Genomic DNA, 21,890 nt, shown 5'->3' with positions numbered 1-21,890 from the left:
AAGAGGAATTACCATGCCACGTTCTCTCAAGAAAGGTCCTTTTATTGACCTGCACTTGTTGACGAAGGTAGAGAAAGCTTTGGAAAGCGGGAATAAAAAACCAATTAAGACTTGGTCCCGTCGTTCAATGATCATTCCAAACATGATCGGATTGACCATCGCTGTCCATAATGGCCGTCAACACGTTCCTGTGTTTGTTACCGATGAAATGATTGGTCACAAACTGGGTGAATTTGCACCAACTCGTACTTATCGCGGTCACGCTGCCGATAAGAAAGCGAAGAAAAGATAAGGGGAAATTAAATGGAAGCTATTGCTAAACATAAATTTGCCCGTGGTTCAGCTCAGAAAGCTCGTTTGGTCGTTGACCAAATCCGCGGTTTGCAAGTTGAGAAAGCACTTGAAATCTTAAACTACAGCAACAAATCTGCTGCAGTTTTAGTTAAGAAAGTACTTGATTCGGCTATCGCTAACGCTGAACACAACGAAGGTGCAGACATTGATGAACTATTCGTTAAAACCATTATGGTTGACGATGGTCCGACAATGAAACGTATTAAGCCTCGTGCGAAAGGTCGCGCGGATCGTATCCTGAAGCGTACTAGCCACATTACTGTGGTTGTATCTGATAACTAGGAGAGTATTAGTATGGGTCAAAAAGTACATCCTACCGGTATTCGATTAGGTATCACGAAACCTTTTGCGTCTACTTGGTTTGCAAGCAGCAAAGAATACGCCAGCAATTTGAAAGGTGATCACGAAGTTCGTGCTTATCTTACTAAAGAATTGAAGCGTGCTTCTTTATCAAAAATCGTCATTGAGCGTCCAGCTAAGTCGATTCGCGTAACTATCCATACAGCCCGTCCAGGTGTTGTTATTGGTAAGAAAGGCGAAGACGTTGAGAAATTACGTAAGAAAGTTTCTCAAATTGCCGGCGTTCCAGCTCAAATCAACATTGCTGAAGTTCGTAAGCCTGAAACTGATGCAGCACTAGTTGCTGAAAGTATCACAAGCCAACTAGAGCGTCGTGTTATGTTCCGTCGTGCGATGAAGCGCGCGGTTCAGAATGCTATGCGTCTAGGTGCTAAAGGTATCAAAGTTGAAGTTAGCGGTCGTTTAGGCGGTGCAGAAATTGCTCGTTCTGAATGGTATCGTGAAGGTCGTGTACCACTTCACACATTACGTGCTGATATCGATTATGCAACGGCTGAAGCGAATACCACTTACGGTATTATCGGTGTTAAAGTCTGGATCTTTAAAGGTGAAGTTATTGGTGGTATGCCTACTCAGGTAGAAGCACCAGCCAAGCCTAAAAGAAAAGGCAAAGGCAAAGGCAGTAAGTAGGGGAATCAGTAATGTTACAACCAAAACGTACTAAATTCCGTAAGCAATTTAAGCTGCGTAACCGTGGTCTTGCAGACACTGGTAACACAGTTAGCTTCGGTACTTATGGTTTGAAATCGGTAGCTCGTGGTCGTATGACTGCTCGCCAAATCGAAGCGGCTCGTCGTGCTATGACGCGTCACGTCAAACGTCAAGGTAAAATTTGGATTCGAGTTTTCCCTGACAAGCCTATTACCAAAAAACCTCTAGAGGTTCGTATGGGTAAAGGTAAAGGTAGTGTTGAATATTGGGTTTGCCAAATTCAACCAGGTCGTGTTCTTTATGAAATGGAAGGTGTTTCAGAAGAATTAGCGCGCGAAGCATTTGCTCTTGCAGCTGCTAAACTTCCGTTCAAAACAACTTTCGTAACTCGGACGGTAATGTAATGAAAGCTAGCGAACTTAAAGACAAAAGCATTGAAGAGCTTAATGTTGAATTACTAAGCTTGTTGCGCGAACAGTTTAACTATCGCATGCAAGCAAGCACAGGTCAGCTGGCTCAAACTCATTTGCTACGTAATGTACGTCGCGATATCGCACGTGTTAAGACTATCATTTCACAGAAGGCAGGATCATAATGAGCGAAAGTATTCGTACTCTACAAGGCCGCGTCATCAGTGACAAAATGGATAAGTCTATCACTGTCCTGATTGAGCGTCGTGTTAAGCACCCTATCTACGGTAAATTCATGATCCGTTCAACTAAGTTGAAAGCGCATGATGAAGAGAACGTATGTAACGAAGGTGACTTAGTAACAATTCGCGAATGTGCACCAATTTCTAAGAGCAAATCTTGGACTTTGGTAGACGTTGTGACTAAAGCTTAATTTAAGCTTTAATTGTTACCTTTAAAAACCCTGCCTCGGCAGGGTTTTTTTATTACAGGGATGTAAGTATGCCCGGTTAGCAGGAGCGATTAGGGCATATATATGGATGTGATAATCGGTTTCAGGTTTAAGCTCTCTGGTCTCTGGTCTCTGGTCCCTGGTCTCTGGTTTCAGAGAGGGTCTTCTGAGTACTTATCTACCAAGGTTAATCAATAATACACTCCCAACGAACCCCTTCAGTAGATTCCTTTTACTAACTCCTTTTCTCATTCTTTTGTCGTTACACCTATTTACCCTTCCTGCAAGTAACCGTTTTGTAACATCACCTGCTTGTTTTACGTCTAAACGGTACAATATATGGATTAATGAAATGTGATTTTATTAACACTCGATGGTTTACTAATTTTTAGACATTTATTGATTGCAGAATCGCCACGCTCGAATGACCTAATCGTCATCTTTTGGTAATAAATTGCAATCAAATTATCAGGTTTATTTTGTTATTTTTCTGATAGTTAACAATAATGATTGTTACCTGCTTCTAGGGTAGTGTTGTTAGACTTGTTTTTTTGCTTAAATAAAGTACCACTTTTCGTTATCTAGTGTTATAATCTCGCGCCCGTTGATTCCCGGTCTCGACTTGGACAGCGGTATAAGGCAGTGATGGGTTATTTTTTAATAGCCTTGAATTTTAACAACAGCGGAGCACATAAAATGATCCAAATGCAATCACAGCTAGACGTTGCTGATAACAGCGGCGCTCGACGCGTGCAATGTATAAAGGTTCTAGGTGGCTCGCACCGTCGCTATGCTGGCATCGGTGACATCATTAAAGTTTCTGTAAAAGAAGCGATTCCTCGCGGTAAAGTGAAGAAAGGTGATGTCCTGAATGCTGTAGTGGTGCGCACTAGAAAGGGCGTTCGTCGTCAGGATGGCTCAGCCATTCGTTTCGATGGCAACGCGGCTGTAATGCTTAATGCAAATTTACAGCCAATCGGTACTCGTATTTTCGGGCCAGTGACACGTGAATTGCGAACTGAAAAGTTCATGAAGATCGTATCATTAGCACCAGAAGTACTTTAAGGAGTCTTATAATGGCCTCTAAAATTCGTCAGAATGACGAAGTAGTAATCCTAGCTGGTAAAGATAAGGGCAAAAGTGGCAAAGTCACTAAAGTTCTTGCAGCTGAAGGAAAAGTTTTCGTTGAAGGCATCAACTTAGTCAAGAAACACCAAAAGCCTGTACCTCAGTTACAGCAAGCTGGTGGCATCATTGAAAAAGAAGCTGCTATCGACGTATCTAACGTCGCGATCAAAAACCCTGCTTCTGGCAAGGCAGATCGTGTTGGTTTTAGAGTTGAAGATGGCAAGAAAGTCCGCTTCTTCAAGTCTAATAACGAATTAGTTTAATTTGGAGTAAACGATGGCGAAACTGCATGATTTATACAAAGATACAGTTGTTGCTGAACTGACCAAAGAGTTCGGATACAAAAGTGTCATGCAAGTCCCTCGGATTGAAAAGATCACCCTTAATATGGGTGTTGGTGAAGCGATTTCTGATAAGAAAGTATTAGATAACGCAACCAATGATCTTGCTGCAATCTCAGGTCAGAAGCCTATGGTAACTAAAGCTCGCAAATCTGTTGCTGGTTTTAAAATCCGTGAAGGCTACCCTATTGGTGCAAAAGTAACTCTACGCGGTGAACGCATGTGGGACTTCTTTGAGCGTTTAATTTCAATCTCAGTTCCTCGTATCCGTGACTTCCGTGGCTTGAACCCTAAATCGTTCGATGGCCGTGGAAATTACAGCATGGGCGTGCGTGAGCAAATCATATTTCCTGAAATCGACTACGATAAAGTCGATAAGATTCGCGGTATGGATATTACTATCACTACCACTGCGAAGTCTGATGCGGAAGGTCGTGCTTTGCTGACTGCCTTTAACTTCCCGTTTAAGAAATAAGGTGTAGAGTTATGGCTAAATCATCTATGAAAGCACGTGAAGAAAAACGTGCGAAATTAGTCGCGAAACACGCTGAAAAGCGTCGCGAACTAAAAGAGATCATCTCTAGCGTAAACTCTTCGGAAGAAGAGCGTTGGGATGCAGTACTAAAACTACAAGCTTTACCTCGTGATTCGAGCAGCAGTCGCCAACGTAACCGTTGTGCAATTACTGGTCGTCCACATGGTTATTTACGTAAGTTCGGCTTAAGCCGTATCAAGCTTCGTGAAGCAACTATGCGCGGTGAAGTACCTGGTCTTAAGAAAGCAAGTTGGTAAGGGAGTAAGCGATTATGATGACTGATCCTATCGCGGATATGTTTACACGCATCCGTAACGGTCAATCTGCAACCAAAGTTGCAGTAACTATGCCGTCTTCCAAGCTAAAAGTAGCAATTGCTCACTTGCTTAAAGAAGAAGGCTATATTAATGGTTTTGAAGTGTCTACTGAAGCTAAGCCTCAGTTAGAAGTCACTTTGAAATATTTCGAAGGTAAAGAAGTAATCGAAACAATTAAGCGTGTTTCTCGTCCTGGTCTACGTGTCTACAAAGGTCGTGATGAGCTTCCGCAAGTACTAGCTGGTCTAGGTATTGCTATTGTTTCTACTTCAAAAGGTTTGATGACTGACCGCGCCGCTCGCAATGCGGGTCTTGGTGGCGAAATCATCGGTATCGTAGCGTAAGGAGCAGAAATATGTCTCGTGTTGCAAAAGCACCTGTGAATCTACCTGCTGGCGTTACTGTTACGTTATCTGGTCAAGACATCACAGTTAAAGGCCCTGTTGGCGAACTTACTCGTACTATCCATAGTGACGTTGCTGTTTCTCAAGAAGAAAACAGCATCATTACTAACATAGCTAACGACGTAAAAGGCGCCTGGGCACAAGCTGGTACTGCTCGTTCACTAATCAACAACATGGTTATTGGTGTAAGTACTGGTTTTGAAAAGCGTTTAATTCTAAACGGTGTTGGTTATCGTGCAAAAGCTGCAGGTAAGAACTTAAACCTTTCTTTAGGTTTTTCTCACCCAGTTGAACACGCAATTCCAGCTGGAATTACCGTTGAAACTCCTAGTCAAACTGAAATCGTACTGAAAGGTTCTGATAAGCAGTTGATAGGTCAGGTGGCTGCCAATATTCGCGCATACCGTAAACCAGAGCCTTATAAAGGCAAAGGTATTCGTTATAGCGATGAAGTGGTACGTCGTAAAGAAGCTAAGAAGAAGTAGGGTAATACGATGGATAAGAAAACATCTCGTTTACGCCGTGCAAAACGTACACGTGCAAAAATCAGCGAGCTGGGTGCGAATCGTTTAGTCGTACACCGTACTCCTCGCCACATTTACGCGCAACTTATTGCTGCGAACGGTTCTGAAGTAATTGCTGCGGCATCTACTTTAGATAAAGCAGTTCGTGAAGAAGTGAACGCTACTGGTAACAAAGACGCAGCTGCAACCGTTGGTAAAACCATCGCTGAGCGTGCGGCAGCCAAAGGCATCACTGACGTTGCATTCGATCGTTCAGGTTTCTTGTACCACGGTCGCGTGAAAGCGTTAGCAGAAGCAGCTCGCGAAGCTGGCCTTAAATTCTAGGAGTAGATAATGGCTAATGTAGAAAACACACAACAAAGTGAATTTGCTGAAAAGCTAATCGCTGTTAACCGCGTTTCAAAAGTGGTTAAAGGTGGTCGTATCTTCAGCTTCACTGCACTAACAGTAGTTGGTGACGGCAACGGTCGTGTTGGTTTTGGTTATGGTAAGGCACGTGAAGTTCCTGCTGCAATCCAAAAAGCAATGGAAAAGGCTCGCCGTAATATCGTAAACATCGACCTTAAAGGCACCACTTTACAGCACGCTGTAAAAGGTAAGCACTCTGGTTCACAAGTTTACATGCAACCTGCTTCTGAAGGTACAGGTATCATCGCCGGTGGTGCGATGCGTGCGGTACTTGAAGTTGCTGGCGTACAGAACGTATTGTCAAAGGCATACGGTTCTACTAACCCAATTAACGTTGTTCGTGCAACCATCGGTGCTCTGGCTAATATGAAATCGCCAGAAACCGTTGCAGCTAAGCGCGGCTTAAACGTTACTGATATTCTGGGGTAATAGACAATGGCTAAGACTGTTAAAGTAACTCAAATCAAAAGTTCTATCGGTCGTTTACCGACTCATAGAGCAACTTTAAAAGGCCTGGGTTTACGTCGTATCCGTCATACGGTAGAGTTAGAAGATACTCCATCGGTTCGCGGTATGATTAACAAGGTTGCATACATGGTTAAGGTGGAGGGCTAAAAAATGCATTTAAACACATTATCTCCTGCACCTGGCGCCAAATCAGCTAAGAAGCGCGTTGGTCGTGGTATTGGTTCTGGTCTAGGCAAAACAGGTGGTCGTGGTCATAAAGGCCAAAAATCACGTTCAGGCGGTGGTATTCGTCCTGGTTTTGAAGGCGGTCAGATGCCACTTAAGCAACGTTTACCTAAGTTTGGTTTCACGTCGCGTAAATCTTTAGTTCGCGCTGAAGTACGTTTACACGAATTGAATCAAATTAACGGTGATGTTGTTGATATACACGCGCTGAAAGACGCAGGCATTATCACTCGTAACATCGAATCTGCAAAGATCATGTTATCAGGTGAAATCAACCGTAAGATTACGGTTCGTGGCCTAGCAGTAACAAAAGGTGCACGTGCAGCAATTGAAGCTGCCGGTGGTACAATAGAGGAATAGTACACATGGCTACACCAGGAATGGAAAGTAAAGCTCAAGGCGGTTTGTCTGAGCTGAAACAAAGATTATTGTTTGTACTCGGAGCGATTATCGTGTTCCGTTTAGGATCATTTGTACCAATCCCTGGTATTGACGCCGCTGTACTTGCTCAGTTGTTTGAACAACAAAAGGGCACCATCGCAGAAATGTTTAACATGTTCTCTGGTGGTGCACTTGAGCGGGCCTCTGTGCTGGCACTTGGTATTATGCCGTACATTTCAGCTTCGATCATCATGCAGATCAGCACACATATAGTGCCGAGTATGCAAGAGTTAAAGAAAGAAGGTGAAGCTGGACGTCGTAAAATCAGCCAGTACACTCGCTACGGCACTTTGCTACTAGCAACGGTTCAGTCATTTGCTATTGCAAATGGACTTCCGGGTATGATGAATGGTCTGGTAATTAATCCAGGTCCAGGATTTATTTTTACTGCGATGGTTTCTTTGGTTACCGGCACCATGTTTTTGATGTGGTTAGGTGAGCAAATTACTGAGCGTGGTATTGGTAATGGTATCTCTATCCTGATATTCGCTGGTATCGTTGCTGGCTTGCCATCTGCCGTTGGTCAAACAGCGGAAATGGCGCGTCAAGGTGATTTGCACCTGTTAGCATTATTGATTATTGGAGCAGTTGTCTTCCTGGTAACTTTCTTCGTGGTATTTGTAGAACGCGGTCAACGCCGCATCGTTGTAAACTACGCCAAGCGCCAACAAGGTCGTAAGGTATTTGCAGCACAAAGTACACATTTACCTTTGAAAGTTAACATGGCAGGTGTAATTCCTCCAATTTTCGCCTCAAGTATCATTCTATTTCCTGGTACAATTGCCAGTTGGTTTGGTCAAGGCGAAGGTGGTATGGCTGATTTCTTGCAAGAAATATCTCTTGCAATGTCTCCTGGTCAACCGCTATATGTAATGCTGTATGCAGCAGCAATAATCTTTTTCTGCTTTTTCTACACGGCATTGGTTTTCAATCCGCGTGAAACGGCAGATAACTTAAAGAAGTCTGGTGCGTTTATCCCGGGAATTCGTCCTGGTGAGCAAACCTCCAGATATATTGATAAAGTAATGACTCGCCTGACTCTGGCAGGTGCTCTATACATTACTATTATTTGTTTGGTTCCTGAGTTTATGATGATGTTTTGGAACGTTCAGTTCTATTTCGGCGGTACTTCATTATTGATTATCGTTGTCGTTATCATGGATTTCATGGCACAAGTACAAACTCATTTGATGTCACATCAATATGACAATGTACTGAAAAAAGCAAACCTAAAAGGCTATGGCCGCTAGGTAACGGAGTATAAAATGAAAGTTCGTGCATCCGTGAAGAAGATTTGTCGTAACTGTAAAGTTGTTAAGCGTGCTGGTGTAGTACGTGTAATTTGCAGTGAGCCAAAGCACAAGCAAAGGCAGGGCTAATCTTGGAAAGTGTCATTAATTGTTAATTGATGACACTTTAATTTGCAAAAATATTGCTGGTTGAGTATCCTAACGGGCTTTTCAACCGGTTTCTTTTAACCTTAATATAGGAGATGTGTTAGTGGCCCGTATCGCTGGCATTAACATCCCTGATCGTAAGCATGCAGTAATTGCTATTACTGCGATTTATGGTATCGGTGCAACTCGTGCAAAAGAAATTTGTACGAACGCTGGTATCAGTGAATCTACCAAGATCAGCGAATTAGACGAAGCTCAAATAGATTTGCTTCGTACCGAAGTGGCGAAATTTACCGTAGAAGGTGACTTACGTCGTGAAATTTCAATGAACATCAAGCGTCTGATGGACCTTGGCTGTTATCGTGGTTTACGCCATCGTCGCAGTCTACCTCTACGTGGTCAACGCACTAAGACTAATGCGCGCACCCGTAAAGGTCCTCGTAAGCCGATTAAAAAGTAACGAGGTAATTAGACATGGCTAAAACACCAACTCGCGCTCGTAAGCGCGTTAAAAAGCAAGTTGCTGATGGCATGGCTCATATCCATGCATCTTTCAACAACACAATCGTAACTCTGACAGATCGTCAAGGTAATGCATTGTCTTGGGCGACTGCAGGTGGTTCTGGTTTTCGTGGTTCACGTAAATCTACTCCATTTGCGGCTCAAGTAGCTGCTGACCGTGCAGGTAAAGCTGCACAAGAGTTTGGTTTGAAGAATATTGAAGTGTTCGTTAAAGGCCCGGGACCTGGACGTGAGTCTGCAATCCGTGCTTTAAATGCTGCTGGTTTTAAAATCACCAACATTACTGACGTGACACCTATTCCTCATAATGGTTGTCGTCCTCCTAAAAAGCGTCGCGTATAACGCTTTTAGGATAGTTGGAGAAAGAACATGGCAAGATATTTAGGTCCTAAGCTAAAACTTAGCCGCCGCGAAGGAACAGATTTGTTCCTGAAAAGTGGTGTTAGGGCAATTGATACGAAATGTAAAATCGAAACTATTCCAGGTCAGCACGGCGCTCGTCGCGGTCGTCTTTCTGACTATGGTGTACAGCTTCGTGAGAAGCAGAAAGTTCGTCGTATTTACGGTGTGTTGGAAAAGCAGTTCCGTAATTACTACAAAGAAGCTGCTCGTCTAAAAGGCAATACAGGTGAGAACTTGTTACAACTTTTAGAGAAGCGTTTGGACAACGTTGTCTACCGTATGGGTTATGCATCTACACGTGCAGAAGCTCGTCAGCTAGTTAGCCATAAGGCTATTGTTGTAAACGGTAAAGTTGTTAATATTCCATCTTTCGCTGTTAAACCAGAAGATGTTGTTTCTATTCGTGAAAAAGCTAAAGCTCAAGCGCGTATTGTCGCTGCTCTAGAATTAGCTGATCAACGTGAGAAGCCAATCTGGGTCGAAGTTGATAATAAGAAAATGGAAGGTGTATTTAAACGTATACCTGATCGTTCTGACCTATCAGCAGAGATTAATGAACAGTTGATTGTCGAGCTTTACTCGAAATAAAGCTGAACTTTAAGAGAGGACAATAATGCAGGGTTCTGTAACCGAATTCCTTAAGCCGAAATTAGTGGGCATCGAAAACGTTAGTACCACTCGCGCTAAGGTAACATTAGAGCCACTTGAACGTGGTTTTGGTCACACTTTAGGTAATGCGTTACGCCGCATCTTACTTTCGTCAATGCCAGGATGTGCAGTGACTGAAGTTGAAATAGATGGCGTATTGCACGAATACAGCAGTAAAGAAGGTGTTCAAGAGGACATCATCGAGATCTTGTTGAACCTTAAAGGCCTGGCCGTTGGTTTAGAAGGCAAAACTGAGGCAGTTTTAACTTTATCTAAGTCAGGTCAGGGCCCTGTACTGGCCGCTGATATTCAGCATGATGGCGATGTTACCATCGCTAATCCTGAACATGTTATCTGTCATTTGACAGGTGACGGTGAAGTCAGTATGCGAATTAAAGTAGAAATGGGTCGCGGTTACGTACCTGCCTCTACTCGTCGCAATGCCGAAGAAGAAGATCGCGCAATTGGCCGTTTGCTAATTGATGCGTCATTCAGTCCTGTTGAAAGAATTGCTTATGATGTTGACTCGGCTCGTGTTGAGCAACGTACAGACTTAGATAAGCTAGTTATCGATATGGAAACTAACGGCACACTAGATCCAGAAGAGGCGATTCGTCGTGCTTCTACCATCTTGGCTGAACAGCTAGATGCGTTTGTTGATTTACGTGACGTTAAAGAAGAAGAAGTTAAAGAAGAGAAACCAGCTTTCGATCCTATTCTTCTTCGTCCAGTTGATGATCTAGAGCTAACTGTACGTTCAGCCAACTGTTTAAAAGCAGAAGCGATTCAGTACATTGGTGATTTGGTACAGCGTGCAGAAGTCGAACTTCTTAAAACACCTAATTTAGGTAAGAAGTCTCTGACTGAAATCAAAGACGTGTTAGCGTCTCGTGGTCTATCTTTAGGTATGCGCCTAGAGAATTGGCCACCTGAAAGCATTGCTGATAACGACTAAATCGATCATCGTTTTAATAGTTTAAGAGATAAGGATTAACTTATGCGCCATCGTAAAAGCGGTCGCCAGTTAAACCGTAATAGCAGTCATCGCCAGGCGATGTTCCGCAATATGGCTAGCTCTTTAGTAAAGCACGGCGTTATCAAAACGACTGTGCCTAAGGCTAAAGAATTGCGTCGCGTTATTGAGCCACTAATCACGTTGGCCAAGAACGACAGTGTAGCAAACCGCCGCTTGGCATTTGCTCGCACACGCGACCAGGAAGTAGTAGGTATTTTATTCAGCGAACTTGGTCCTCGTTACCAAGAGCGTCCAGGTGGTTATACTCGCATTCTTAAATGCGGTTACCGTACTGGTGATAAAGCGCCTATGGCTTATGTTGAACTTGTAGACCGTCCAGCAGTTGAAGAAGCTGTTGAAGAGACACAAGAAGTTTCAGCTGAAGCTTAATCGAATTTATTCGAATTGAAAAACGGAGCCTTATGGCTCCGTTTTTTTTTGCACATGGATGTGCTTAGTCGAGATATTACCATCCATGATATCTCGACATTCAATAAATCCCTTTATATCGTCAAAATATTACCATCCATGATATCTCGACATTCAATACGTCCATGTATCCTTCCTCCCGGACCATGGATGGTAATAAGGGAGGGTTTGCATTGCTATGGAACAGCTTTGTCGGATCGTGACCAATAAATGGGATGTACCTACAATGAAATTACTCTATCACTAGACGAATCGGCCTAAATCCTGCACTCGATTGGACTCAAAACTTGAATTTACCTGCTTAACTGAAGTATAACTTGATATAACTTAAGTTATTGATAACCCCCAAATATGTCTTTACGGAATCCTATCATCGCAGTTACGGGCTCTTCAGGTGCCGGTACCTCTACAACCTCTGAAGCTTTTGATCATATATTTCGGGCATTGGGAATCAAAGCAACGGTGGTCGAAGGTGACAGTTTTCATCGTTATACCCGTCCTGAAATGGACCTGTTAAAACGACGAGCTACGGAAGAGGGCAAAACCTTTAGTTATTTTGGTGAACAAGCGAATGACTTTTTGGCTTTGGAAACCTTATTTCGCGATTTTAGCGAAAAAGGTGAAGGTACAATGCGTCGCTACCTGCATACATTCGATGAAGCCGTCCCTTATAATCAAATGCCCGGCACTTTCACGCCTTGGCAACACATGGGTAAAGAATCCGATATTCTCTTCTATGAGGGGCTCCACGGCGGTGTGGTCACCGAGGATGCGGATGTTGCACGTCATGTAGATTTGCTAATCGGCATGGTACCTATTGTAAACCTGGAATGGATACAAAAAATATTTCGGGATACCAATCAACGAGGTCATTCTAAAGATGCGGTAAGAGACAGCATTGTTAGGAGTATGGATGATTACTTTAAATATATAACGCCACAGTTTTCCCGAACTCATATCAACTTCCAACGGGTCCCCACCGTCGATACCTCAAATCCTTTTAGTGCCAAAGCAATCCCATCACAGGATGAAAGCTTCGTTGTTATTCGTTTTCGAGATGCTACGAATGTAGACTTTCCATTTTATCTACGGATGATTGATGGTTCATTTATGTCAAGGGTGAGCACTCTGGTAGTCCCGGGCGGTAAAATGGGGCTGGCGATGGAGTTGATTTTAAAGCCTTTGATCGAAGATATCATGGAAAAACGCAATGCTGCAGGCCAGCAAATTGATTGGACGCGAGATAGTTGAATTACTGGCTCTCTCAAGTAAAAAAGCCGGTGTTAAACCGGCTCTTTAATTTCAAAGTCATGGGTAATATTTACCGCTTTGTTCAGCATTAAGGCTACCGAACAGTATTTATCTGCGGAAAGTGCTACCGCACGTTCTACATGTTTTTCACTAACGTTGTTGCCACTGATCACAAAATGAAGATGGATATCGGAAAAAAGTCGAGGGACAGAGTCGACTCGAGTTCCTTTGATTTCTACAACGCACCCTTGAACATCCTGACGCGCTTTTTCAAGAATACTGACTACATCAACAGATGAGCAACCGCCAAGCGATAGCAGAACATTCTCCAACGGACTTGGGCCCAGTTTCCCACCATTTGCGTCCATAACTACTGTATGGCCGCTCTCTGAAATGCCCATAAACATTTCATCGCCGACCCATTTAACCTGTGCTTGCATAATTATTCTCTATTTTTAAGACGGATAAATTCTAGCAGATTAATCGATTCTGGAAAACCAAAGCCCGCATTTACGCGGGCTCAAAGTCTGTAACAACTAGGATTGGATTAATCCTGATTGGTACTTTCAAAAATCTTGTCAGCTGAAGCTGCAACAAAGCCGGTATAAAGGTTGCCGCAATCCATCGGATAACGCTTTGCAAACTCATAAAAACAGCTTGGGATTTCTGCCGTCCGATCACTAAATTTTACTGGGTGGGTATCTGCCATGGTCGACGATTGTTCCAGCTTAACCTCTGGGGTGCCTTTAATTTCACCACCAGACGCGTTTAAGCGAAAACCACCTTCTCTGACAATACTATTAACCTGATTGATGCAATCAATACCCTCAAGGTGATTAATGCTCACTGTAAAGTGATTTGCCCGGTAGCCCCAGGCTGCTAACCAAGCAGCGTATTCGCTTTCTTTGAGCAAAGTCTGGTAATCAGCAAAGCTTATTTGCCAATGGGTTCCTGAATACAAGAAATCATCGCCTGATACGGCAATCTCATCCATTTGTTCGACAAGATTTTTAATGATCCCTTGTACTTCTGGACTCATTTTTTCAACAAGTAGCTCACTGATAAACACTTTAGGTAATGTCGGGTCGGCATGCTCATAATGGCGCGCGTAAAGCTTTTTGGCTTCAAAATGATACTCATCCTTAGCTTCATAACCCAGAGCTGTCAGATGGGCCGCAAGCTTGTCGATACCCACTTTTTCTAAATTGAACGTGCGATAGGCGACATGATCATTGATCAATGCTTGACCTGCACCTAATAGTTCGTGCACGCGAATTGCAGACGGTGTTACCGCCAAATAATTCTTCCAGATATTCTCAAATAACTCGGAAACTGCCAAAGTCATAATATTCCCCAAAAAAACGTAAGATTAGAAATTCAGGCCTGGACTCAGGGTCTCAGGCAAGGTGACCGACTCACTTTCTACTGAAGCAACCGGATAAGCGCAGTAATCTGCGGCATAGTAAGCACTTGCTCGGTGATTACCAGATGCACCAATACCGCCAAAAGGTGCGGCACTGCTAGCGCCGGTAATCGGACGGTTCCAGTTGACAATACCGGCACGAATTCGCTTATAAAAATGCTGATAGTCTTGTTCGGAATCCGCTAATAATCCAGCGGATAAACCAAATGACGTATTATTGGCTTCATTGATTGCCTGATCGAAATCTTGATAGCGATAAATTTTAACCAATGGGCCAAAGTGTTCTTCATCATCAATATCATTAACACCGGTTACATCAACGATGCCTGGAGTCACGAAGCCTGTACCAGGTGTCAGATGCTGCATTTCTAATAATACTTTTGCACCTTTATCGATGAGCTCTTGTTGAGCTGAAACCATACCAAGGGCAGCTTTTTCAGAAATCATAGACCCCATAAATGGCTGCGCTTGATCGTCATAAAAACCGACTTTAATGCGGCTGCTGACTTCAATAAAGCGTTTTAAAATCGCATCACCTTGTTCACTGTTTTCAATGAATACGCGACGTGAGCATGTGCAACGCTGTCCTGAGGTGACAAATGCAGATTGAACCATATCATGGACTGCCGCATCAATATCGTTGACATTTTTGATGATCAAAGGGTTATTCCCCCCCATTTCTAACGCCAATATCTTGCCCGGCTGTCCGGCAAACTGTTCATGTAACAGATGACCTGTGGTTGAACTGCCGGTGAAAAACAAACCATCGATGCACGGATGAGACGCTAGGGCTTTGCCCGTTTCAACTTCACCCTGAACCATATTGATGACGCCGGCTGGAAGACCCGCTTTTTCCCATAACTTGATCGTTTCTTCGGCGACTTTTGGAGTAAGTTCACTCGGTTTGAATACTACCGTATTACCAGCAAGCAGAGCGGGAACAATATGTCCATTTGGCAAGTGCCCTGGAAAGTTATAAGGACCAAATACCGCGACGACACCATGAGGTTTATGACGAATAAACGCTTTCGCCCCAGGCATTGGATTTTCAACAGTGCCGGTTCTTTCTTGATAGGCTTTAACGGAGATCCCTACCTTACCAATCATGGCACCAACTTCTGTACGAGTTTCCCACAACGGCTTGCCGGTTTCCTGGGCAATGGTCACTGCCAGTGATTCTTTATTATCCGACAGTGCCTGGGCAAATTTCTCAACCACTTCGAGACGTTGTTGATAGTCGCAAAGTGCCCAGTTTTCGTAAGCCTGACGTGAACTTTGAACGGCATTATTCACTTGTTCAGCGGTTGCTGCCGTCCCTGTCCAAATAGGTTCATTTTTAGCAGGGTTCAATGAAGACATGCTAGTGCCTTCGCCAACTAACCATTGTCCGTTTATAAATTGTACAGGATGAGTCATATTAAACCTCTTAATTCTGAGATACCCTGACCCAATCGCCTTCGCTAACGAATAGTGATTGAGCAGTAGCGCTGTCCATTGTTGCAAATTCCAATTTTTCATCGATATCAATAGGCATTTGCACGGCCCTGAATTCAGCAACCAGGGTATTACAGATAATGTATTTTTTGGTGCCGGTAACCGCACCGATTTTGACTTTTAAACGTAGTGAGTTACGAACAGTTTTTATACCGTTGAGCTCAGACTCTACCGTTGGGCCCGCATCAAATATGTCTACATAACCGCGATTTACAAAACCTTCACTTTCAAGTAAACGCAGGGCTGGTATGGTTTTGTCATGAACCTTACCTATTACCTCTTGGGCTTCTTTAGAAAGCAGACTTACATAAATCGGATATTTAGGCATAAGTTCTGCAATAAATGCTTTGTTACCGATCCCCGATAAATAATCTGCTGTTGGGAAATCCATTGAAAAGAAATGTTCTTCTAACCATTCCCAGAACGGAGAACGGCCATTGGCATCGGATACTCCGCGCATCTCAGCGATCACCGTATTGTTAAAACGTTCCGGATGTTCCGCCATAAACAGGAAGCGAAATTTAGATAGGAAACGACCGTTGTTATTGATTCGATAAGGCGCCTTGAGGAACAAAGTGCATATCTCTGTGGCGCCGGTGTAATCATTATTCAGGGATAACGTATCAACATTGTTGTAGATATTTAATTCCCTGGAAGAATGAACAACTTTGCCCAAATGATAGTGGTAAAACGCATCGTTTAGTCCCACTGCCGCTTCAATACCACTGGTACCTACTACTTCACCTGTCTCGGTATTTTCCATCACAAACAGATATCCCTCGTCGCCAGCACTTAGTGGTGTCGAGTGAAATGAGCGTGTTGCCTGATTAATCCGGTTGGTCAACAATTCTTCATTGACGGGCAAGGAAGTAAATCCATGCCCTGATTCAACGGCTATCTGATGTAAAACTTCATAATCACTGCTACGAATTGGTCGTACGATAATCATTGTGTTTCTCTTCTAAAAGGAAAGTCTAGCCGTTAACTATTTTCGCCACAGCACGTTCAAAACGAGCCAAGCCTTCAGCGATATCGGATTCAGGGATAACCAAAGATGGTGTAAAGCGGATAATACTCGCACCGGCGACAAGGCTCATTAATCCCTCATCCATAGCGGCATTTAAAAATTCTTTAGCACGACCTTGATAATTGTCATTCAAGACAGCACCAATCAGTAAGCCTTTACCACGAATCTGAGTGAAAACCTGATATTTAGCATTGATTTTATCCAAGCCAGATTTCAGTAGTTGTTCACGGTGCTTAACGCCCGCAAGAACTGCTCGGTCATTGACGGTGTCAAACGCAGCTTCCGCGACCGCACAGGCCAATGGGTTGCCACCATAGGTACTACCATGAGTTCCTATTTTTAAATGCTTGGCGATTTCGGTGGTCGTTAACATAGCGCCAATAGGAAAACCGCCGCCCAATGCTTTGGCAGTGGTAAGAATGTCAGGGGTGACATTTAATCCCATGTACGCATAGAGATCACCCGTACGTCCAACACCGGTTTGCACTTCATCATAAATAAGTAGAGCATTGTGTTGGTCACAAAGTTCCCGTACACCCGTTGCAAATTCATCAGTAGGAGAAACAATACCGCCTTCACCTTGCAGAGGCTCCATGACCACCGCACAGGTATTGTCACTGATCAATGCTTTTACCGACTCCAGGTCATTATATTCCGCGTGAACGACATCACCTGGTTTTGGCCCAAAACCATCAGAATAGGCCGCTTGTCCACCAACCGTTACGGTAAAGAAAGTGCGACCGTGAAAGCCTTGCTTAAAGGCAATGATTTGACTTTTATGCTCACCAAAGTTTTCCAATGCCCAACGACGAGCAAGCTTTAAAGCGGCTTCATTAGATTCCGCGCCAGAATTGGCAAAGTACACTTTTTCAGCAAACGTATGGTCGACTAACTTTTTAGCTAAACGCAAAGCGGGCTCATTAGTCATCACGTTGGATAAGTGCCAGATTTTTTCGCCTTGCTCTTTCAGGGCATTAACCAGATTAGGGTGACAATGACCTAGGCAGCTTACTGCAATACCACCGGCAAAATCGATCAACTCATTATTGTTCTGGTCCCAAACTCTTGATCCTTGTCCACGAACAGGGATCACGGCTGAAGGTGAATAATTAGGCACCATCACATGATCAAATAACTCTCGATTTGCTGAAATTTGCTCAGTCATTCTCTATTTCCTCAATTACTAATTCGTATTTTTGCGATCGCTCAGGGCTACAATTGCCATAGCTTTACTGCGAAATTGGCCAATATTATGCCAGATTTAAGCGTCTTTGTCTTTGGTAAATTCCCGCGCAGCCCAGTAAAAACAAAGCGTTGAAGGGTTTTATTCAATTAACGTGAATAAATATTTATTCATCCGGATATCGACTTGTGAAATAATTTATTCTTTGGAGTCTGACTTCAGATGGATCGCGTATCAGTAATTATGCGCGGTTGAGGAGTTTTTGCAGAGAATCTTGAATGGCAGGCGTTAAGGACCGGAATTTAACACCAATAAGATATTCATTGCTGGATATTCTTCGATTCACAATAATTCGGGCAGGAATGTCAATTGGAGTACTTTGTTCGTTACCACTACCTGTAGCGTTTATTGTGACACTAAGCTCCTGAGGAATAGCGCAATGGCGCTTTATTGCTTCAGTCACATAGGGAGGAACGGCCAGTTGCATGCCGGATTCTGATATATTCAAACTATTACCTGCGTAAGTTTCTTCACTACCGGGCAAATTTAACGTTACCGGTAATTGCAGGATATGTCTTGGATGAAAACGTCTTTCTACAACCATTTTAATACCTTTTCCCGGAGTATTTTCTCCAGAAATAAAACTAATTCAAAGAGTTAGCAATGAGCGGGGTTTTTTGGGGTTACCATCAAGACTGGGGGATCTTGTAACGAATGCTAATCGTTGAAATAAACTAATTAAACTTGTTCATTATTATGCATCCACACTAGCTTAGAGCCAAGGCCAAAGTCAATTAATCCGCGCGTTTTGAGATCAAAAAATTTTCTAACAATTCCAGTCCTTGCTGGGTCAGGATTGATTCCGGATGGAACTGTACAGAGTAAATCGCCAGGGATTTATGTTGTAATGCCATGATTTCATCGATCTCCCCTGTGGTGGTTTCTGTCCACGCGGTGATTTCCAGTTCCTTGGGTAGTTGCGCAATATCAACGATAAGGGAGTGATATCGAGTAACGGTCAATGGGTTATCCAATTGCTGGAATAATCCTTTTTGTGTATGTCTGACACTGGAAGTTTTGCCATGCATTACTTTGCGCGCCCTCTTAACGAGACCGCCGTAACACTGAGCTATTGATTGATGACCAAGGCAAACACCAAGTAACGGTATTTTGCCAGCGAATGCTTTGATTATTTCAAGAGATATGCCGGCGCCGTCAGGGTCGCCTGGACCTGGTGAAATCACGATGTAGTCCGGCGCTAGGTTTGCTACCTGAGACACAGATATTTCATCATTGCGAATAGTAACGACTTGTTGCCCTAATTGCTGGAAGTAATGCACCAGATTAAAGGTAAACGAATCGTAATTATCGATCATTAAAAGCATGGTGGAATTTAGCGCAAACAGAGATTGGCGGCGATTATTTCATTTGCGCGCCACAAACTCAATTTTCTGTTGGAATTTTTAGAAAACAGGAGCCTGACTTGAGATAATTTCAATGTGATCACCTTCATGTATTTTTCCGGAATTTAGTGGTATCAAATTTTGACCAAAATAAATTTCGCCATCGCGACCCTGGCGATACTTGCGAAGTGTCGTTAAAGGTTCTTTGTTCTCACTGCGTCTTCCTGTAATCGGATCCACGCTGGTAAAAACACACCGAGAACAAGGTTTACTGACCAAGAATTCGACATCACCGATTCTGATTTTATGCCAACTGTCTTCTGCAAATGGACCGCAGCCTTTGACGACAATATTGGGGCGAAATTGAGCCATTGAAACTGGTTCCGAACTTCTTTGATTGAGATCACGAAGCGACGCCTGAGATACTAACAGCAGCGGATAACCATCGGCAAAGCTGACCGGATGCGTCGTATTATTTACGTGACGCACTGAATTTGGACCAAAATAATATAACCGACATTCAACACCCAGGTATCGACTCAGCCAGCTGTCGGCTTCAGTTGAACAATGCTGTCCCTTAAAATTATCCCCCCACACTTGAACTGGGTGATACTCATCGGAAAATTCCAGATACTGAAGCGGTAAAGAGGGCATCTGAGGTGCATCAAGAATAAGTCCGTTGGCATCGAGTCGCGTTTGGATAAGAACCATTTTTGCTTTACTGCGACCAGTTATAAATTTTCCCTTGGTGTCGGTCACCAAAAAGTGGCGATCGAATGCCAGACCACATTCTTGGACATTACTGTGTGGCACAGCGATGCCTTGGGTAGACTTTACGGGGTATATAAATAGATCTTTGACCGAGCAACGCATAGCCGATTCCAAATATTGAGACTTCTAAAATTATATTCAAAAAATTGAGAATTAACTAACCTTATAATTATTAATGTAATTTTATTTATGCATATCGCTAAAAGGCGTATACTTCTGCCTTTTCTTCTGTTTGTACTATCAGGACTGATTTTCATGTCGGAATCCAAGCCTTCTGCACCGCTACCGACACAGTCTGTAAACCTGTTGCCATTGATTAGTTTATTAGCGGCCATCGTTGCGATCACGCCTTTAGCCATCGATCTCTACTTACCTGCAATGTTACTTATTGCCAAGCAACTCGGCACCTCGATGGCGAGCGTACAAAACACCTTGAGCATTTATTTAGCCGGTTACGCGCTAGGTATGCTGGTCTTTGGGCCGCTGGCGGATATGTTTGGCCGACGCCGCTTGGTGCTTATCGGCTTAAGTGGCTTTGTGGTTTGTTGCTTATTATTACCATTCCAATCGTCTATTGAAGGTTTTATGGCACTTCGCGCTGTACAGGCCTTTTTAGGTAGCGCTGCAACCGTAGTGGTGCCAGGCACAATTCGTCAATTTTATGGTAAAGATACTGCAAAAGGTATGTCTTATGTCAGCATGATTATGATGTTTGCTCCTATGCTGGCGCCAACCATCGGCAGTTTGATCTTAGTGGTGGGCAATTGGCAGTGGATGTTTTATCTATTGGCAATATACGGCGTCGCTTTGATTTATTTTGCGGCTCGATATTTACCGGAGATGCATAAAACCACAGACGCGAACAGTTTCAGTCAGTTTTTGAAAAACTATTATGTGGTGTTGGGAGACAGGCATGCCCGTAAAAATATCCTCAGCAGTATGTTGGCGGCATTTGCATTTTTTTGTTATCTAACCGCGATTCCAAGTGTTTACCTGGATGTTTATCAAACGTCCGAGTTTTTATTTAGTTTTCTGTTCGCGTTAAATGTTCTGGCATTGATGTTGGCGCAATTTATCAATACCCGACTGGTCGGTCGTAAAGGTTCTGTGTGGATTTTAACCAGAGCATTTATTTTAGGTGTGATTTTTGCGTCTTTATTAGTTACGGTGAATTGGTTTCATGCACCTTTGATCTTCACGGTTTTAACGTTGCTGCCTCTTATGAGTTGTTTGTCGTTAATTGCGGTCAGTGCGGACTCCTTAATATTGATACGTTTTAGTCAACAAACAGGAACCGCTACCGCGGTGATTGGCACGGCAAAATTCGGCATTGGCTCGCTTGCGGGCCCTATTCTTGCGTTATTTGCAACCAATACCGCGGTGCCTTTTACCATGTTAATGCTCATCGCTGTGATTATTATCGCAGTTATCCAGTTGCCCTCGTTGTTAAATAAAGAGTAATTTTTATCGGGCTCTCCAGCATAAGGGGCCGAGTTATTTTGACTGAAAACAACCAGCACTTCTTATAAGCGTCGCAGCATTAATAATGCAACTGTATCCACTATAGATTGGAACTCATGAAGCATTAATCGCTGCTAGCGGCCTTTGTTTTTTTGGCGTAGATACGCTTATCTTTATTTATCGTAACTAATATTCGGAGTTAAGCTTGTTATAAATAGGCTTAGGTGTGATTTATCGGTCTAGTTACCTAAAATTACAATTTAGTTACAATCTGTACATTTCTAATATCCGTATCCCTAGCACCGAATGACCATTTGTTGGCAGTCTTGCTAATGGTGGTCATTGACTCATTGCCTCTCTTATCAAGGCTGATTTCCCAACCGGTGCTTTCAGGAGTTCTCTCTGGCACGTCGTTGTCTCACTACCTTTAGCCTTCCTAATTCGCTG

General features: G+C 43.3%; 33 protein-coding genes. 25 read left to right on the top strand and 8 right to left on the bottom strand.

Annotated features, from left to right (window positions below; genetic code table 11):
* Positions 1-13 precede the first annotated feature (13 nt).
* The 24 genes from rpsS to FE810_RS16200 all read left to right on the top strand — a co-directional run bounded on the left by rpsS (position 14) and on the right by FE810_RS16200 (position 12,681).
* Positions 14-292, top strand: a complete 279-nt coding sequence (gene rpsS, locus FE810_RS16315; protein WP_135438210.1) for a 30S ribosomal protein S19 — start codon at positions 14-16, stop codon at positions 290-292.
* 11 nt (positions 293-303) lie between these two features.
* A complete protein-coding gene (gene rplV, locus FE810_RS16310) occupies positions 304-636 on the top strand; it encodes a 50S ribosomal protein L22 (RefSeq protein WP_138321617.1) in 333 nt (110 codons plus the stop codon).
* A gap of 12 nt (positions 637-648) precedes the next feature.
* Entirely contained in the window at positions 649-1,344 is a 696-nt protein-coding gene (gene rpsC / locus FE810_RS16305; RefSeq protein ID WP_138321615.1) for a 30S ribosomal protein S3, read from the top strand.
* Positions 1,345-1,355: 11 nt separating this feature from the next.
* Positions 1,356-1,769, top strand: a complete 414-nt coding sequence (gene rplP / locus FE810_RS16300; protein ID WP_138321613.1) for a 50S ribosomal protein L16 — start codon at positions 1,356-1,358, stop codon at positions 1,767-1,769.
* Positions 1,769-1,960 carry a 50S ribosomal protein L29 gene (rpmC, locus tag FE810_RS16295; protein ID WP_138321612.1) on the top strand — a complete coding sequence of 64 codons (192 nt, stop codon included), beginning with the start codon at positions 1,769-1,771 and terminating at the stop codon, positions 1,958-1,960. Before rplP ends, rpmC begins: the two co-directional genes overlap by 1 nt.
* On the top strand, positions 1,960-2,208 hold the full coding sequence (rpsQ, locus tag FE810_RS16290; RefSeq protein ID WP_138321609.1) for a 30S ribosomal protein S17: 249 nt from the start codon (positions 1,960-1,962) through the stop codon (positions 2,206-2,208). The genes rpmC and rpsQ overlap by 1 nt, the downstream gene beginning before the upstream one ends.
* 714 nt (positions 2,209-2,922) lie before the next feature.
* A complete protein-coding gene (gene rplN / locus FE810_RS16285) occupies positions 2,923-3,291 on the top strand; it encodes a 50S ribosomal protein L14 (protein ID WP_136736739.1) in 369 nt (122 codons plus the stop codon).
* 11 nt (positions 3,292-3,302) lie between these two features.
* The gene (rplX, locus tag FE810_RS16280; RefSeq protein WP_138321607.1) at positions 3,303-3,617 is read left to right on the top strand and encodes a 50S ribosomal protein L24; all 315 of its coding nucleotides are present in this window, start codon (positions 3,303-3,305) and stop codon (positions 3,615-3,617) included.
* Between the two features lie 13 nt (positions 3,618-3,630).
* The gene (gene rplE / locus FE810_RS16275; protein ID WP_138321605.1) at positions 3,631-4,170 is read left to right on the top strand and encodes a 50S ribosomal protein L5; all 540 of its coding nucleotides are present in this window, start codon (positions 3,631-3,633) and stop codon (positions 4,168-4,170) included.
* Positions 4,171-4,181: 11 nt separating this feature from the next.
* Entirely contained in the window at positions 4,182-4,487 is a 306-nt protein-coding gene (gene rpsN / locus FE810_RS16270; RefSeq protein WP_138321603.1) for a 30S ribosomal protein S14, read from the top strand.
* Positions 4,488-4,498: 11 nt separating this feature from the next.
* Positions 4,499-4,891, top strand: a complete 393-nt coding sequence (gene rpsH / locus FE810_RS16265) for a 30S ribosomal protein S8 (protein WP_138321601.1) — start codon at positions 4,499-4,501, stop codon at positions 4,889-4,891.
* An 11-nt stretch (positions 4,892-4,902) separates the two neighbouring features.
* A complete protein-coding gene (gene rplF / locus FE810_RS16260) occupies positions 4,903-5,436 on the top strand; it encodes a 50S ribosomal protein L6 (RefSeq protein WP_138321599.1) in 534 nt (177 codons plus the stop codon).
* Between the two features lie 9 nt (positions 5,437-5,445).
* Positions 5,446-5,799, top strand: coding sequence for a 50S ribosomal protein L18 (gene rplR / locus FE810_RS16255; protein WP_138321597.1), 354 nt, complete (start codon positions 5,446-5,448; stop codon positions 5,797-5,799).
* Between the two features lie 9 nt (positions 5,800-5,808).
* Complete coding sequence (gene rpsE, locus FE810_RS16250) at positions 5,809-6,312, top strand: 30S ribosomal protein S5 (RefSeq protein ID WP_138321595.1); 504 nt, start codon at positions 5,809-5,811, stop codon at positions 6,310-6,312.
* Between the two features lie 6 nt (positions 6,313-6,318).
* Entirely contained in the window at positions 6,319-6,498 is a 180-nt protein-coding gene (gene rpmD, locus FE810_RS16245; RefSeq protein ID WP_138321593.1) for a 50S ribosomal protein L30, read from the top strand.
* Between the two features lie 3 nt (positions 6,499-6,501).
* Positions 6,502-6,936 carry a 50S ribosomal protein L15 gene (gene rplO, locus FE810_RS16240; RefSeq protein WP_138321591.1) on the top strand — a complete coding sequence of 145 codons (435 nt, stop codon included), beginning with the start codon at positions 6,502-6,504 and terminating at the stop codon, positions 6,934-6,936.
* Between the two features lie 5 nt (positions 6,937-6,941).
* Positions 6,942-8,267 carry a preprotein translocase subunit SecY gene (gene secY / locus FE810_RS16235; RefSeq protein WP_138321589.1) on the top strand — a complete coding sequence of 442 codons (1,326 nt, stop codon included), beginning with the start codon at positions 6,942-6,944 and terminating at the stop codon, positions 8,265-8,267.
* 15 nt (positions 8,268-8,282) lie between these two features.
* Complete coding sequence (gene rpmJ / locus FE810_RS16230; protein ID WP_009839384.1) at positions 8,283-8,396, top strand: 50S ribosomal protein L36; 114 nt, start codon at positions 8,283-8,285, stop codon at positions 8,394-8,396.
* Between the two features lie 121 nt (positions 8,397-8,517).
* Positions 8,518-8,874 carry a 30S ribosomal protein S13 gene (gene rpsM, locus FE810_RS16225; RefSeq protein WP_138321588.1) on the top strand — a complete coding sequence of 119 codons (357 nt, stop codon included), beginning with the start codon at positions 8,518-8,520 and terminating at the stop codon, positions 8,872-8,874.
* A 14-nt stretch (positions 8,875-8,888) separates the two neighbouring features.
* Positions 8,889-9,278: a 30S ribosomal protein S11 gene (rpsK, locus tag FE810_RS16220; RefSeq protein ID WP_136736752.1), complete on the top strand. Its 390-nt coding sequence runs from the start codon at positions 8,889-8,891 to the stop codon at positions 9,276-9,278.
* 27 nt (positions 9,279-9,305) lie between these two features.
* Positions 9,306-9,926 (top strand): 30S ribosomal protein S4, encoded by a 621-nt coding sequence (gene rpsD, locus FE810_RS16215; RefSeq protein WP_138321586.1) that lies wholly within the window; start codon positions 9,306-9,308, stop codon positions 9,924-9,926.
* Between the two features lie 25 nt (positions 9,927-9,951).
* Positions 9,952-10,941, top strand: coding sequence for a DNA-directed RNA polymerase subunit alpha (locus tag FE810_RS16210; protein ID WP_138321585.1), 990 nt, complete (start codon positions 9,952-9,954; stop codon positions 10,939-10,941).
* Between the two features lie 42 nt (positions 10,942-10,983).
* The gene (gene rplQ, locus FE810_RS16205; protein WP_138321584.1) at positions 10,984-11,391 is read left to right on the top strand and encodes a 50S ribosomal protein L17; all 408 of its coding nucleotides are present in this window, start codon (positions 10,984-10,986) and stop codon (positions 11,389-11,391) included.
* A gap of 390 nt (positions 11,392-11,781) precedes the next feature.
* Complete coding sequence (locus FE810_RS16200; protein ID WP_138321583.1) at positions 11,782-12,681, top strand: phosphoribulokinase; 900 nt, start codon at positions 11,782-11,784, stop codon at positions 12,679-12,681.
* A 32-nt stretch (positions 12,682-12,713) separates the two neighbouring features.
* Here FE810_RS16200 and FE810_RS16195 read toward each other — a convergent pair whose 3' ends face one another.
* The 8 genes from FE810_RS16195 to FE810_RS16160 all read right to left on the bottom strand — a co-directional run bounded on the left by FE810_RS16195 (position 12,714) and on the right by FE810_RS16160 (position 20,084).
* Entirely contained in the window at positions 12,714-13,121 is a 408-nt protein-coding gene (locus FE810_RS16195; protein WP_138321582.1) for an OsmC family protein, read from the bottom strand.
* A gap of 107 nt (positions 13,122-13,228) precedes the next feature.
* Entirely contained in the window at positions 13,229-14,026 is a 798-nt protein-coding gene (locus tag FE810_RS16190) for a DUF1338 domain-containing protein (protein ID WP_138321581.1), read from the bottom strand.
* Between the two features lie 24 nt (positions 14,027-14,050).
* The gene (gene astD / locus FE810_RS16185; RefSeq protein WP_138321579.1) at positions 14,051-15,520 is read right to left on the bottom strand and encodes a succinylglutamate-semialdehyde dehydrogenase; all 1,470 of its coding nucleotides are present in this window, start codon (positions 15,518-15,520) and stop codon (positions 14,051-14,053) included.
* Positions 15,521-15,530: 10 nt separating this feature from the next.
* Positions 15,531-16,547: an arginine N-succinyltransferase gene (astA, locus tag FE810_RS16180; RefSeq protein WP_138321577.1), complete on the bottom strand. Its 1,017-nt coding sequence runs from the start codon at positions 16,545-16,547 to the stop codon at positions 15,531-15,533.
* 25 nt (positions 16,548-16,572) lie between these two features.
* On the bottom strand, positions 16,573-17,778 hold the full coding sequence (locus tag FE810_RS16175; protein WP_138321652.1) for an aspartate aminotransferase family protein: 1,206 nt from the start codon (positions 17,776-17,778) through the stop codon (positions 16,573-16,575).
* Positions 17,779-18,049: 271 nt separating this feature from the next.
* Positions 18,050-18,412, bottom strand: a complete 363-nt coding sequence (locus FE810_RS16170) for a PilZ domain-containing protein (protein WP_138321575.1) — start codon at positions 18,410-18,412, stop codon at positions 18,050-18,052.
* A gap of 190 nt (positions 18,413-18,602) precedes the next feature.
* Positions 18,603-19,193, bottom strand: coding sequence for an anthranilate synthase component II (locus tag FE810_RS16165; RefSeq protein ID WP_138321573.1), 591 nt, complete (start codon positions 19,191-19,193; stop codon positions 18,603-18,605).
* 78 nt (positions 19,194-19,271) lie between these two features.
* Positions 19,272-20,084, bottom strand: a complete 813-nt coding sequence (locus tag FE810_RS16160) for an MOSC domain-containing protein (protein ID WP_138321572.1) — start codon at positions 20,082-20,084, stop codon at positions 19,272-19,274.
* Positions 20,085-20,237: 153 nt separating this feature from the next.
* Here FE810_RS16160 and FE810_RS16155 point away from each other — a divergent pair, with 153 nt between their 5' ends.
* Positions 20,238-21,443 carry a multidrug effflux MFS transporter gene (locus FE810_RS16155; RefSeq protein WP_138321570.1) on the top strand — a complete coding sequence of 402 codons (1,206 nt, stop codon included), beginning with the start codon at positions 20,238-20,240 and terminating at the stop codon, positions 21,441-21,443.
* The last annotated feature ends 447 nt before the right edge of the window (positions 21,444-21,890 follow it).

The organism is Thalassotalea litorea (assembly GCF_005843925.1).
Taxonomy (GTDB): domain Bacteria; phylum Pseudomonadota; class Gammaproteobacteria; order Enterobacterales; family Alteromonadaceae; genus Thalassotalea_A; species Thalassotalea_A litorea_A.
Note: the sequence above shows the minus strand (reverse complement) of the source record. Positions and strands in the feature narration are given on the sequence as shown.

Coding starts and splice junctions, on each gene's coding strand:
- rpsS (WP_135438210.1), top strand. CDS start 14: ATGCCACGTTCTCTCAAGAAAGGTCCTTTTATTGACCTGCACTTGTTG.
- rplV (WP_138321617.1), top strand. CDS start 304: ATGGAAGCTATTGCTAAACATAAATTTGCCCGTGGTTCAGCTCAGAAA.
- rpsC (WP_138321615.1), top strand. CDS start 649: ATGGGTCAAAAAGTACATCCTACCGGTATTCGATTAGGTATCACGAAA.
- rplP (WP_138321613.1), top strand. CDS start 1,356: ATGTTACAACCAAAACGTACTAAATTCCGTAAGCAATTTAAGCTGCGT.
- rpmC (WP_138321612.1), top strand. CDS start 1,769: ATGAAAGCTAGCGAACTTAAAGACAAAAGCATTGAAGAGCTTAATGTT.
- rpsQ (WP_138321609.1), top strand. CDS start 1,960: ATGAGCGAAAGTATTCGTACTCTACAAGGCCGCGTCATCAGTGACAAA.
- rplN (WP_136736739.1), top strand. CDS start 2,923: ATGATCCAAATGCAATCACAGCTAGACGTTGCTGATAACAGCGGCGCT.
- rplX (WP_138321607.1), top strand. CDS start 3,303: ATGGCCTCTAAAATTCGTCAGAATGACGAAGTAGTAATCCTAGCTGGT.
- rplE (WP_138321605.1), top strand. CDS start 3,631: ATGGCGAAACTGCATGATTTATACAAAGATACAGTTGTTGCTGAACTG.
- rpsN (WP_138321603.1), top strand. CDS start 4,182: ATGGCTAAATCATCTATGAAAGCACGTGAAGAAAAACGTGCGAAATTA.
- rplF (WP_138321599.1), top strand. CDS start 4,903: ATGTCTCGTGTTGCAAAAGCACCTGTGAATCTACCTGCTGGCGTTACT.
- rplR (WP_138321597.1), top strand. CDS start 5,446: ATGGATAAGAAAACATCTCGTTTACGCCGTGCAAAACGTACACGTGCA.
- rpsE (WP_138321595.1), top strand. CDS start 5,809: ATGGCTAATGTAGAAAACACACAACAAAGTGAATTTGCTGAAAAGCTA.
- rpmD (WP_138321593.1), top strand. CDS start 6,319: ATGGCTAAGACTGTTAAAGTAACTCAAATCAAAAGTTCTATCGGTCGT.
- rplO (WP_138321591.1), top strand. CDS start 6,502: ATGCATTTAAACACATTATCTCCTGCACCTGGCGCCAAATCAGCTAAG.
- secY (WP_138321589.1), top strand. CDS start 6,942: ATGGCTACACCAGGAATGGAAAGTAAAGCTCAAGGCGGTTTGTCTGAG.
- rpmJ (WP_009839384.1), top strand. CDS start 8,283: ATGAAAGTTCGTGCATCCGTGAAGAAGATTTGTCGTAACTGTAAAGTT.
- rpsK (WP_136736752.1), top strand. CDS start 8,889: ATGGCTAAAACACCAACTCGCGCTCGTAAGCGCGTTAAAAAGCAAGTT.
- rpsD (WP_138321586.1), top strand. CDS start 9,306: ATGGCAAGATATTTAGGTCCTAAGCTAAAACTTAGCCGCCGCGAAGGA.
- FE810_RS16210 (WP_138321585.1), top strand. CDS start 9,952: ATGCAGGGTTCTGTAACCGAATTCCTTAAGCCGAAATTAGTGGGCATC.
- rplQ (WP_138321584.1), top strand. CDS start 10,984: ATGCGCCATCGTAAAAGCGGTCGCCAGTTAAACCGTAATAGCAGTCAT.
- FE810_RS16200 (WP_138321583.1), top strand. CDS start 11,782: ATGTCTTTACGGAATCCTATCATCGCAGTTACGGGCTCTTCAGGTGCC.
- FE810_RS16195 (WP_138321582.1), bottom strand. CDS start 13,121: ATGCAAGCACAGGTTAAATGGGTCGGCGATGAAATGTTTATGGGCATT.
- FE810_RS16190 (WP_138321581.1), bottom strand. CDS start 14,026: ATGACTTTGGCAGTTTCCGAGTTATTTGAGAATATCTGGAAGAATTAT.
- astD (WP_138321579.1), bottom strand. CDS start 15,520: ATGACTCATCCTGTACAATTTATAAACGGACAATGGTTAGTTGGCGAA.
- astA (WP_138321577.1), bottom strand. CDS start 16,547: ATGATTATCGTACGACCAATTCGTAGCAGTGATTATGAAGTTTTACAT.
- FE810_RS16170 (WP_138321575.1), bottom strand. CDS start 18,412: ATGGTTGTAGAAAGACGTTTTCATCCAAGACATATCCTGCAATTACCG.
- FE810_RS16165 (WP_138321573.1), bottom strand. CDS start 19,193: ATGCTTTTAATGATCGATAATTACGATTCGTTTACCTTTAATCTGGTG.
- FE810_RS16160 (WP_138321572.1), bottom strand. CDS start 20,084: ATGCGTTGCTCGGTCAAAGATCTATTTATATACCCCGTAAAGTCTACC.
- FE810_RS16155 (WP_138321570.1), top strand. CDS start 20,238: ATGTCGGAATCCAAGCCTTCTGCACCGCTACCGACACAGTCTGTAAAC.